Below are 10658 nucleotides of genomic sequence, written 5' to 3'. Positions count from 1 at the left end.
ACAGCACGCAATACGGATTAGCGGCTACTGTTTGGACGGAACATTTATCGCGGGCACACCGCATGGCACAACAAATTCACAGCGGAATTGTTTGGGTAAATTGTTGGTTATTACGTGATTTGAGAACGCCTTTTGGCGGCGTAAAAAGCTCTGGAGTTGGCAGAGAAGGCGGCTTTGAAGCGCTTCTGTTTTTTACCGAACCTAAAAATGTGTGTATTAAAATTTAGTGTGTTTCTTGCAAGGTTTTCATTCCGTTGGTAAAAAACCAACCTAATTTTCTGTCAAACCATTTTTCAAATTTCTTGAAAACGATTTTCAAAGAATTTACTTTTTCCATGCGAATGAGAGATTTAGTACGAGTGCAAGGTACAATCGTTTCGATGCTTTTTTAAGGCAGCGTTTATAAATTATGAACAGGTTTATGAACCGAAATTTTGGAGAAACTATTTATCGGATGTATTTTTCTTTCAGGAATTCTTCAAATCCGGAAAGGTTCGCCATCACTTGTAATTGGCGGTAACGTTCGTGAAAATCAAAATCTGTCAATTGCTTGTTGAGCTCAGCAATGCGGTAGGTATCAAAATTGCGAAGTGCTGTTTTTTCTTCCAAAGTTAAACTGTCGCGCGAAAATTCTTTTTCACGTAAATCATTAATGCTAACGCCTCCGCCGATATCGGCTTTCGAAAAATATTTTTTTAAAAGGTTGTTTCTGTTTTCCATTTTAAAGCAATCTTGATGCTACAAATGTATTCATTTCAGTGTAAAAGAAATGCTTAGAAAAAAGAATATTATCAACAATTCAGTGTGAATTTATTTCGTTTTTTCAGTCTTTGAAAAAATATTTTTTTAAACCTCAAGACCGCACGAATAAAATAAGAAATCGAAGCCTTGAATTTTTCTTTGCTTCTTTCATTTGGTTTAAGCCAAAAGAAAGAAGAACAAAAATAATAGCAATTTTTCAGTCATCAAAAAAATAATTTTTCAAAGCCTTCAAAAGGGAATTATTATTTTTTCGTTTTTATAACGCTGTTTTTTTCAAAACTCGTACCTTTGTCCGATTTTTAGAAAATTTTTGTGATGGCAGTTTCTGATGAAATAAAAAAAGCAGTAGTTATTCTGTTTGCTGGAGATTCCGGAGATGGAATACAATTGGCGGGATCGCAGTTTACCACAACGGCGGCTTTGTATGGAAATGACATCAGTACCTTTCCTAATTTTCCGGCTGAGATTCGTGCTCCGCAAGGTACTTTGGCAGGCGTTTCCGGATTTCAATTGCATTTTGGAAGTGTTAAAATTTATACGCCAGGGGATCATTGCGATGTGTTGGTTGCCATGAATGCAGCGGCGCTCAAAGCCAATCTCAAACAATTAAAAGAAGACAGTATTATCATTGTTAATACAGATGGTTTCGATCCGAAAAATCTGAAATTAGCGAAGTACAACAACGGCGATAATCCATTGAAAAATGGCTCGTTGGAAAAATATAAAATTTACGAAATTGATGTAACCAAGCTAACACGCACGTGTTTGGCGGATTCTGGTTTGGGTACAAAGGAAATGGATCGCTCCAAAAACATGTTTGTGTTGGGCTTTATTTATTGGCTTTACAACCGAACATTAGACAACACATTGGAGTTTCTTCATAAAAAATTTAAAACGCGCCCAGATTTAATTGATGCGAACGTAAAAGTGTTGAAAGCAGGCTATAATTTTGGAGATACTACGGAAACCTTTACCAGTCGCTATCACGTAAAGCCTGCGGTGATGGAAAAAGGGGCCTACCGAAACATTATGGGCAATCAGGCTACCGCGATTGGATTAATCGCAGCAACGCAAAAAGCAGGCGTAACTCTATTTTACGGCAGTTATCCGATTACTCCAGCTTCTGATATTTTACATGAATTATCGAAACACAAAAATTTTGGCGTAAAAACATTTCAGGCAGAAGATGAAATTGCTGCCGTAACATCTGCAATTGGCGCCTCTTTCGGAGGAAGTTTAGGAATAACAGCTTCGTCTGGTCCAGGAATTGCGTTGAAAGGTGAAGCCATTGGTTTAGCTTTAATGTTGGAATTACCATTGGTCATTTGCAACGTACAACGCGGAGGACCAAGCACTGGTTTACCTACCAAAACAGAACAATCCGATTTATTGCAAGCACTTTACGGACGCAACGGAGAATCGCCCGTACCAGTGATTGCAGCTACTTCGCCTTCCGATTGTTTTTACATGGCGTACGAAGCTTGTCGTATTGCGATTGAACATTTAACGCCTGTTTTCTTTTTATCAGATGGATACATTGCAAATGGTTCTGAACCTTGGCAATTTCCGAAATCATCGGATTTACTTCCGATAAAAGTAAATTTTGCGAAAGAAAAATCGCCGGATTCTACTGAGAAATTTCTTCCGTATAAACGGAATGAAAAAATGGTTCGCGATTGGGCAATTCCCGGAACCAAAGGTTTAGAGCATCGTATCGGCGGTTTGGAAAAAGAAAATGAAACTGGAAATGTATCGTACGATCCAGATAATCACGAATTGATGGTGAAAATTCGCTCGGAACGTATCGAAAAAATTGCCGATTACATTCCACTTCAAAAAATAGATGCCGGAAAAGAAAGTGGAAAATTATTGGTGATCGGTTGGGGATCTACTTACGGTGCTATTAAAACTGCCGTGAAAGAGGCCATCGACGAAGGATACAGCGTTTCACACATTCAAATAAAATACATCCATCCATTTCCGAAAAATATCGAAACACTGATTAAAAAATTCGATCAAATATTAATTCCGGAAATGAATAGTGGACAATTGATAAAAGTGATTCGCGAAAAATATTTGGTGGATGCGAAAGGATTCAATAAAATAAAAGGAATGCCTTTTACCGCAAGCGAAATAAAAAATAAATTACTTGAATTGTTGAGCGCATCGTAATGGAAACAAAAATAGAAACAGCTGAATTGAAATTAACCGCAAAAGATTTTGTAACCGATCAAGACATCCGCTGGTGCCCAGGTTGCGGCGATTATTCCATTTTAAAACAAGTACAAAGTGTGATGCCTGAATTGGGGATTCCACGTGAAAATATTGTTTTTATTTCTGGGATTGGCTGCTCTTCGCGTTTTCCGTATTACATGGAAACCTTTGGTATGCACAGTATCCACGGTAGAGCAACTGCGATTGCGAGTGGCTTAAAAGCGACACGTCCGGAACTTAGCGTTTGGATTGTTACTGGTGATGGCGATTCGCTTTCCATCGGTGGGAACCATTTGATTCACTTACTTCGAAGAAATTTTAATGTGAATATTTTGTTGTTTAACAATGAAATTTACGGACTCACAAAAGGTCAATATTCACCCACTTCTCCGCAAGGAAAAATTACAAAATCAACGCCTGTTGGTTCCATTGATCATCCGTTTAATCCACTTGCTTTGTGTCTTGGAGCTGATGCAACGTTTGTGGCGCGCAGTATGGATAGAGATCCAGTTCACTTGCGTGAAATGCTGAGAAAAGCAGATCAACACAAAGGAACTTCCTTGCTCGAAATTTATCAAAATTGCAATGTTTTTAACGATGGCGCTTTTGAAATTTTTACTGAAAAAGGAAGTAAAAAACAAGAAACGCTTTTTCTGGAACAAGGAAAACCTTTGCTATTTGGGCAAAACAATGAAAAAGGAATTCAATTAGACGGATTAAAACCAATTGTTGTGGAAGCAGCTTCCGCGAATAATTTGTGGATACATGACGTACATGATCTATCGAAAGCAGCTTTATTAACACGCTTTTTTGAAGGTGCTGAAACGGAAAATCATTTACCTCGTCCGTTCGGAATTTTTTACGAAACTGATCGTCCTTGTTACGAAGAAGTATTGCAAGAGCAGATTGAAATTGCCGTAAATGCAAAGGGAAAAGGCAATTTAGACGCGCTGCTTTCCGGAAATAACGTGTGGACGATTTCCTAAAAAACACATCCCAAAAATTATTTTTTTAACGTGTCAAAAAATTATTTTTTCAGCGAAGAAAACTTTCTTTTAGAATCAGGTGAAATTCTCCCTCAACTTGAAATTACCTATCATACTTACGGCACATTAAATGCCGATAAATCAAATGTAGTGTGGATTTGCCATGCGCTTACTGCGAATTCCGACGCGGCAGATTGGTGGCATATTTTAGTCGGGGAGAAAAAAATATTCGATCCGGAAAAATACTTCATTGTTTGCGCCAATATTCTTGGTTCGTGTTACGGTTCTTCCGGACCGTTAAGTATTGATCCGAAAACAGAAAAAAAATTTTTCAGCGCGTTTCCGCGAATCACAATTCGGGATATGATTCAAGCACATATTGTGTTGCGAAAAAAATTAGGAATCGAAAAAATACATGCGCTTATTGGCGGTTCAATGGGCGGATATCAAGCGATGGAATGGATGTTTACCGAATCTTTAATTTTTGAAAATTGTATTTTAATTGCTACTTCCGCCAAAGAATCGGCTTGGGGAATTGCCATACATACCGCGCAACGCATGGCGATTGAAACGGATACGACTTGGAAAAACAATTCAGAAAATGCAGGTAAACAAGGTTTGAAAACCGCTCGTGCTATCGGAATGCTGACGTATCGAAATTACGAAGCGTATGTAAAAATGCAAACGGATGAGTCGGAAAACCACGATGCTTTAAAAGCATCTTCCTATATTTTATACCAAGGAGAAAAATTAGCAAATCGTTTTAACACCTATTCTTATTGGCTTTTAACGAAGGGAATGGACAGTCATAACCTTGCGCGTGGACGCGGAAAAATGAAAACTGTTTTGAATACACTAAAAACAAAAACCTTGGTAATTGGTATTTCCGAAGATCTACTTTGCCCGGTTGCGGAACAAAAATTTTTGGCGAAACATTTAGCCAACGCTACGTATCAGGAAATACATTCGTTGTACGGACACGATGGTTTTTTAATAGAAGAATCAAGTCTTACAGAAGTCATTCGTGATTTTCTGAAATAAAAATTTAGCTGAAAAAGGGCTTTCAAAAAAATAATTTTTCAGATGAACCGAAAAAGAATTTTGTGAGAGTAAATGTGTCGAAACCCGCTTCCGGAGAAACCTGCGACAACAGTCATTTGAAAGATTTGCAAGTGGGAATGGAAGTTTCGCATGAACGTTTCGGAAACGGAAAAGTAATGAATATGGAAGGCGTTTTTCCGAATAACAAAGCCACCGTATTTTTTCAAGGCGTTGGACAAAAACAATTGCTTTTGAAATTCGCGAAGCTGAAAATCATGAGTTGAAAAATTATTTTTTTGAAGACGATTTTTTATACTTTTCGCTTTTTCGGATTTTGTCTATTTGAAAAGAATGACACAATTTGTACTTCTTCATTTTTCACTTTATAGTACATTGTATTAAACTTCAATATAAAAACTTGATGGGTATTTTTAAATTCTGATTTGGGGAATAACCAAGGATTTTGAGAAATTAATTCAGTTGCGCTTTCAATTCTAATAGCAAGTTTTCGAACTTCTTTGTCAGAAAAATTTTGCTGTAAATAGTCTATTGTTTTCCGAAGCTCTTCTAACGCATTATTCGTCCAAAAGATTTTATAACCACTTTTCATACAATTTTCTGGCCTCAGAGTGGGACTTTAATTTTCCTTTTTCAGCATCCGAAAGACCTTTCTCAATTGATTTTTGTTCTGCTGCCGAAATTGAATTCCACCAATCTTTATTTTCCGCTCTACGAAATTTCAATAATTTATCTATAATAGATTTATCCTCCAAAGTGGACAACCATTGAATTAATTCGATTTTTTTATCTAAAGTGCTTGTGTTCATAATCATCAAATTTTCTTAATCAAAATTACAAATAATTTTTGAAGACGAAAAAAGGGGTTTGAAAAAATAATTTTCAGGCATCTGATTTCGAATAAAATTTTAGTAAAATGAAGTCGTGATGAGATCGGGATTTCCGAGTGTATACGAGGAAATCACCCGACGAATAGAATCAGGAAGCTAAAATGAAATGAGAAAACAAAGCCTTGAATTTTTGTTTCTTTTTTTTCAAGAAAAAAGAAAATATAAAACACGTTCAAAAAACAATTTTTCGAATCAATTTCTCTAAAAAACGCTCGCAGCAATTTGTTTTACGGCTTCGGATTTCCCCATGGTGTAGAAATGCAAACAAGGCACTTTTTCCTTTATTAATTCTTTCGATTGTGCAATTGCCCATTCAATTCCGGTGCGTTTTACATCTTCGTCTGTTTTGCATTTTTCAAATGCTTCGGCAAGTGCTTCTGGAATATCAATATGAAAAAATTTAGGTAATACTTGAATTTGATTTCTGGTAGTAATGGGTTTTAATCCCGGAATAATCGGAATGGTAATTCCTGCTTCGCGGCAGCGTTTCACGAAATCAAAATATTTCGAATTATCGTAAAAAAGTTGTGTTACAATATAATCGGCACCCGCATCTACTTTTGCTTTCAGGTTTTTTAAATCGTTCGAAAGATTAGGAGCTTCAAAATGCTTTTCGGGATAACCCGCAACGCCAATGCAAAATCCAGTGGGAACGGACTTTTCCACTTCATCGTACAAATACGCGCCATTGTTCATCTCCACAATTTGCTTCACCAAATCAACCGCATATTTATTTCCGTTTGGTTCCGGAATAAAAGTAGGCTCTGTTTTAATAGGGTCTCCGCGCAAAGCGAGGATATTGTCAATACCTAAAAATTGCAAATCAATTAAAGCATTTTCGGTTTCTTCTTTTGTAAATCCGCCACAAATTAAATGCGGAACGGCATCTGTTTTGTATTTATTGATAATGGCAGCGCAAATTCCAACCGTTCCTGGACGTTTACGAATAGACACTTTTTCTAAATAACCACCTTCTCTTTTTTTGTAAATATATTCCTCGCGATGATAGGTAACATTGATGAAATGCGGCTTAAACTCAATAAGTGGATCAATACTTTCGTAGATAGAAAAAATACTTTTTCCTTTTAAAGGAGGTAAAATTTCGAAGGAAAATAAAGTGGATTTTGCTTTTTTAATGTGATCAATAACTTTCATGAAAAGGGATAATGATTAATGAGATTAAAATTGGAATTACACCAACGAAATATCGAACTGCACCAAATCAATAAATTCCTGAACACGTTCTTCTACTTGTTTTTGAGTTAATCCAATCAAACGTTCTGTTCCGAATTTTTCAACCGTAAAAGATGCCATTGCCGAACCAAAAATAATGGCGCGTTTCAAGTTGTCGAAAGAAATATCTTGTGTTTTTGCGAGATAACCGATAAAGCCTCCAGCAAAACTATCGCCTGCGCCTGTTGGGTCAAATACATCTTCTAAGGGAAGTGCAGGTGCGAAAAACACTTGTTCTTTATTAAACAACAAAGCGCCGTGTTCTCCCTTTTTGATGATGAGGTATTTTATACCCATATCGAGAATTTTCTGTGCCGCTTTTACCAAGGAATATTCTCCGGATAACTGACGTGCTTCTGCATCATTAATGGCGAGTACATCCACCATTTTAATAGTTTGCTTTAATTCTTCCAAAGCAATATCCATCCAAAAATTCATCGTGTCTAACACAATTAGTTTCGGACGTGTTTTTAATTGATTGATCACACTTTGTTGCACTTGCGGAGTTAAATTGCCGAGCATCAAAAAATCAGCATCTTGATATTCGGGCAATACAACAGGTTTGAAATCGGCTAATACATTTAGTTCTGTAACCAAGGTATCGCGGGTATTCATATCATTGTGGTATTTCCCTGACCAAAAAAAAGTTTTTTCGCCTTTCTTTAACTGCAAGCCATTGGTATTGACATGATGATTTCTCAAAAGATCGATCGCATTTTGCGGAAAATCGTCGCCGACAACCGAAATAAGATTGATATTTTGGGTAAAATAAGAGGCAGCTAAGGAAATATACGTTGCCGCACCCCCAATAATTTTATCTGTTTTGCCGAAGGGAGTTTCAATGGCATCAAAGGCTACAGTGCCAACAACAAGTAAGCTCATAAAATAAGTTTTAGAATTTTTCACAAATATATTGTATATTTATTTTGATTGTGCTAATATTGCACTCCTTTTTAGGAAATTCTTCCTTAGCTCAGTTGGTTAGAGCATCTGACTGTTAATCAGAGGGTCGTAGGTTCAAGTCCTACAGGGAGAGCAACAAAGACAAGGGTTACAGACGATAAAGTTTGTAACCCTTTTTTATTTGCCCAAAATTTGCCCAAAAAGAGGCTTCTAAATTCTTTTTTGTTGAGAGCATAAGAAACAATTTTTTATTAAAAAAATATATGCAATAAAATTGTATCGCACTTTTCTCTTTTAACAAAGAGTAATATTTAAAAAAAAAAATCTATACAAAAAATATTTTTCACGTTACAAAATTGTAACAAATTGTTACAATTGAGAAAATACTAACGGAATCAAGATTTTATCTCGAAATAAATTAGCTTTGTATTTAAATTAGGAGACAATTTTGACATCATAAAATGGCGAAACAGAAGAAAGAAGTAAAAGGAAAAGCAATTGAAGTAACCCTTTGGGAAGCTGCTAATAAATTGAGAGGAAGCGTTGAGCCAGCCGAATACAAACACGTGGTGTTAGGACTTGTTTTCTTGAAGTTTGCCAGCGACAAGTTTGAGGAACACCGAGCCAAACTCATTGCCGATGGCAAAGGAAAATACATAGAGAAGCCCGATTTTTACAATATGAGCAATGTGTTTTTCTTAGAAGAAATTTCACGGTGGAGTTACATTGTTAAAAAGGCGAGACAAAACGATATTGCTTTAATCATTGATACCGCACTGCATACCATCGAGAAAGACAACAAGGCACTGAAAGGTGCATTGCCCGACAATTATTTTTCTCGTTTGGGTTTAGACATTACCAAATTGGCTGCTTTGATTAGTGAGATTGACAGCATAGATACGCTGAGAGATAAACAGCAAGACATTGTTGGAAAAGTGTATGAATACTTCCTTTCAAAATTTGCTTTGGCAGAGGGAAAAGGCAAAGGAGAATTTTACACGCCTAAAAGTATTGTAAACTTAATTACCGAAATGATTGAACCCTACAAAGGCATCATTTACGACCCTGCTTGTGGCAGTGGCGGTATGTTTGTGCAATCTATTAAGTTTATAGAAAGCCACCACGGAAATAAAAAAGAGATTTCTATTTACGGACAGGAATACACAGGCACTACTTACAAGTTGGCAAAAATGAACCTTGCCATACGAGGCATAGCAGGAAACTTGGGCGAAAAAGCAGCAGACACATTTGCTGACGACCAACACAAAGACCTGAAAGCCGATTTTATAATGGCGAACCCACCTTTTAACCAAAAAAAGATTGGCGGGCAGAAACCGAACTAAAAGACGACCCACGATGGATGGGCTATGATGTGCCGCCAAAAAGCAATGCCAACTATGCTTGGATATTGAATATGGCAAGCAAACTTTCTGAAAACGGAATGGCAGGTTTTATATTGGCAAATGGTGCATTGAGTGGCGGTGGCGAAGAATATAAAATCCGAAGAAAGTTGATTGAAAATAATTTGGTGGAAGCCATTTTGGTATTGCCTCGAAATTTGTTTTACACTACCGACATCAGTGTTACGCTTTGGATATTGAATAAAAATAAAAAAGCTCAAAGCAAAATTATTGGTGATGTAAAAAGACAATTACGCAACCGTTCAACAGAAATCTTGTTTATGGATTTGCGTCAAATGGGAGAACCATTTGAAAAGAAGTTTACTCAATTTTCGGAAGCAGATATAAAACAAGTAGCCGGCACATTTCACCAATGGCAACAAACGGAAATAGAAAATATACCTGAGTATTGTTATGCGGCAAAGCTGGAAGAAATAGCAGCCAAAGATTTTTCGTTGGTACCAAGCAAATACATTGAGTTTGTAAACCGTGATGAGAATATTGACTTTGGTGAAAAAATGCAAGCCCTACAAACAGAGTTTGCCGATTTGTTGAAAGCAGAAGCAGCATCAAAAAATGATTTATTAACCGTTTTTAAAGAGTTAGGTTATGAAATCAAATTATAAACCTATTGGTGATTTTATTCATCGGGTTGAACATCGCAATAAAGATTTAAAAGTCACGAAACTTCTGGGATTGAGTATGACGAAAGAGTTTCGTGAAACTACATCTAACATTGTTGGAACTGATATGTCTGTTTATAGAGTTATGAGTAAATATCAATTTGCTTGTGATTTTATGTCTCCAATACGAGTAAATAAATTACCAGTTGTTTTAAAGTTAGATGATGAACCAAATCTGGTTTCACCTGCTTATCCAGTTTTTGAAATAACGGATAAAAACAAACTTGACCCAGAATATTTAATGATGTGGTTTAGGAGAACAGAATTTGATAGATATGCTACTTTCAAATGTGATGCGGCAATAAGAGGAGGTTATGATTGGGAAGCATTATGTGAAACCTTAATTCCCATTCCCCACCCCGACAAACAAAAAGAAATTGTAAAAGAATACAACACCATTGTAAACCGCATTGCACTTAACAACCAACTCATAAAGAAATTAGAAGAAACAGCACAGGCAATTTACAAGCAATGGTTTGTTGATTTTGAATTTCCAAACGAAAACGGACAACTCTATAAAAGCAATGG

General features: G+C 36.5%; 11 protein-coding genes, 1 tRNA gene and 1 pseudogene. 8 read left to right on the top strand and 5 right to left on the bottom strand.

Annotation, left to right across the window (positions count from 1 at the left end):
• Positions 1-227, top strand: a 227-nt coding sequence (locus ABIZ51_07290; protein MEO7088576.1) for an aldehyde dehydrogenase family protein, incomplete at its 5' end; no start/stop codon positions are given.
• 220 nt (positions 228-447) lie between these two features.
• Here ABIZ51_07290 and ABIZ51_07285 read toward each other — a convergent pair.
• Positions 448-720 carry a hypothetical protein gene (locus ABIZ51_07285; GenBank protein ID MEO7088575.1) on the bottom strand — a complete coding sequence of 91 codons (273 nt, stop codon included), beginning with the start codon at positions 718-720 and terminating at the stop codon, positions 448-450.
• Between the two features lie 357 nt (positions 721-1077).
• Between ABIZ51_07285 and ABIZ51_07280 the strand changes: the two genes are divergently transcribed.
• From ABIZ51_07280 to ABIZ51_07265, 4 genes are all read left to right on the top strand, one after another.
• Positions 1078-2934, top strand: a complete 1857-nt coding sequence (locus ABIZ51_07280; GenBank protein MEO7088574.1) for a 2-oxoacid:acceptor oxidoreductase subunit alpha — start codon at positions 1078-1080, stop codon at positions 2932-2934.
• Positions 2934-3962: a 2-oxoacid:ferredoxin oxidoreductase subunit beta gene (locus ABIZ51_07275; protein MEO7088573.1), complete on the top strand. Its 1029-nt coding sequence runs from the start codon at positions 2934-2936 to the stop codon at positions 3960-3962. Before ABIZ51_07280 ends, ABIZ51_07275 begins: the two co-directional genes overlap by 1 nt.
• 30 nt (positions 3963-3992) lie before the next feature.
• Positions 3993-5003, top strand: a complete 1011-nt coding sequence (gene metX, locus ABIZ51_07270) for a homoserine O-acetyltransferase (protein ID MEO7088572.1) — start codon at positions 3993-3995, stop codon at positions 5001-5003.
• A 62-nt stretch (positions 5004-5065) separates the two neighbouring features.
• Positions 5066-5287, top strand: coding sequence for a hypothetical protein (locus tag ABIZ51_07265; protein MEO7088571.1), 222 nt, complete (start codon positions 5066-5068; stop codon positions 5285-5287).
• Between the two features lie 26 nt (positions 5288-5313).
• On the opposite strand, the gene ABIZ51_07260 is transcribed toward ABIZ51_07265, so the two are convergent.
• The 4 genes from ABIZ51_07260 to ABIZ51_07245 all read right to left on the bottom strand — a co-directional run bounded on the left by ABIZ51_07260 (position 5314) and on the right by ABIZ51_07245 (position 8026).
• On the bottom strand, positions 5314-5613 hold the full coding sequence (locus ABIZ51_07260) for a type II toxin-antitoxin system RelE/ParE family toxin (GenBank protein ID MEO7088570.1): 300 nt from the start codon (positions 5611-5613) through the stop codon (positions 5314-5316).
• Positions 5597-5830, bottom strand: coding sequence for a hypothetical protein (locus ABIZ51_07255; protein MEO7088569.1), 234 nt, complete (start codon positions 5828-5830; stop codon positions 5597-5599). The genes ABIZ51_07260 and ABIZ51_07255 overlap by 17 nt, the downstream gene beginning before the upstream one ends.
• A 282-nt stretch (positions 5831-6112) precedes the next feature.
• Positions 6113-7066 (bottom strand): methylenetetrahydrofolate reductase [NAD(P)H], encoded by a 954-nt coding sequence (metF, locus tag ABIZ51_07250; GenBank protein ID MEO7088568.1) that lies wholly within the window; start codon positions 7064-7066, stop codon positions 6113-6115.
• Between the two features lie 36 nt (positions 7067-7102).
• Positions 7103-8026, bottom strand: a complete 924-nt coding sequence (locus ABIZ51_07245) for a PfkB family carbohydrate kinase (GenBank protein MEO7088567.1) — start codon at positions 8024-8026, stop codon at positions 7103-7105.
• A gap of 80 nt (positions 8027-8106) precedes the next feature.
• Between ABIZ51_07245 and ABIZ51_07240 the strand changes: the two genes are divergently transcribed.
• The 3 genes and pseudogenes from ABIZ51_07240 to ABIZ51_07230 all read left to right on the top strand — a co-directional run.
• Positions 8107-8180: transfer RNA gene (locus tag ABIZ51_07240), tRNA-Asn, on the top strand.
• Between the two features lie 328 nt (positions 8181-8508).
• Positions 8509-10073: pseudogene (locus ABIZ51_07235) on the top strand (class I SAM-dependent DNA methyltransferase).
• Positions 10057-10658, top strand: a 602-nt coding sequence (locus ABIZ51_07230) for a restriction endonuclease subunit S (protein MEO7088566.1), incomplete at its 3' end; no start/stop codon positions are given. The pseudogene ABIZ51_07235 and the gene ABIZ51_07230, both read left to right, overlap by 17 nt.

The organism is Bacteroidia bacterium (assembly GCA_039924845.1).
Classification (GTDB): domain Bacteria; phylum Bacteroidota; class Bacteroidia; order DATLTG01; family DATLTG01; genus DATLTG01.
The sequence above is the reverse complement of the archived record's forward strand: the minus strand, read 5'-3'. Positions and strand labels throughout refer to the sequence as shown.

Excerpts from the sequence above, each read along its gene's own strand:
- ABIZ51_07285 (MEO7088575.1), bottom strand. The coding sequence starts at position 720 with ATGGAAAACAGAAACAACCTTTTAAAAAAATATTTTTCGAAAGCCGAT.
- ABIZ51_07280 (MEO7088574.1), top strand. The coding sequence starts at position 1,078 with ATGGCAGTTTCTGATGAAATAAAAAAAGCAGTAGTTATTCTGTTTGCT.
- ABIZ51_07275 (MEO7088573.1), top strand. The coding sequence starts at position 2,934 with ATGGAAACAAAAATAGAAACAGCTGAATTGAAATTAACCGCAAAAGAT.
- ABIZ51_07260 (MEO7088570.1), bottom strand. The coding sequence starts at position 5,613 with ATGAAAAGTGGTTATAAAATCTTTTGGACGAATAATGCGTTAGAAGAG.
- ABIZ51_07255 (MEO7088569.1), bottom strand. The coding sequence starts at position 5,830 with ATGAACACAAGCACTTTAGATAAAAAAATCGAATTAATTCAATGGTTG.
- metF (MEO7088568.1), bottom strand. The coding sequence starts at position 7,066 with ATGAAAGTTATTGATCACATTAAAAAAGCAAAATCCACTTTATTTTCC.
- ABIZ51_07245 (MEO7088567.1), bottom strand. The coding sequence starts at position 8,026 with ATGAGCTTACTTGTTGTTGGCACTGTAGCCTTTGATGCCATTGAAACT.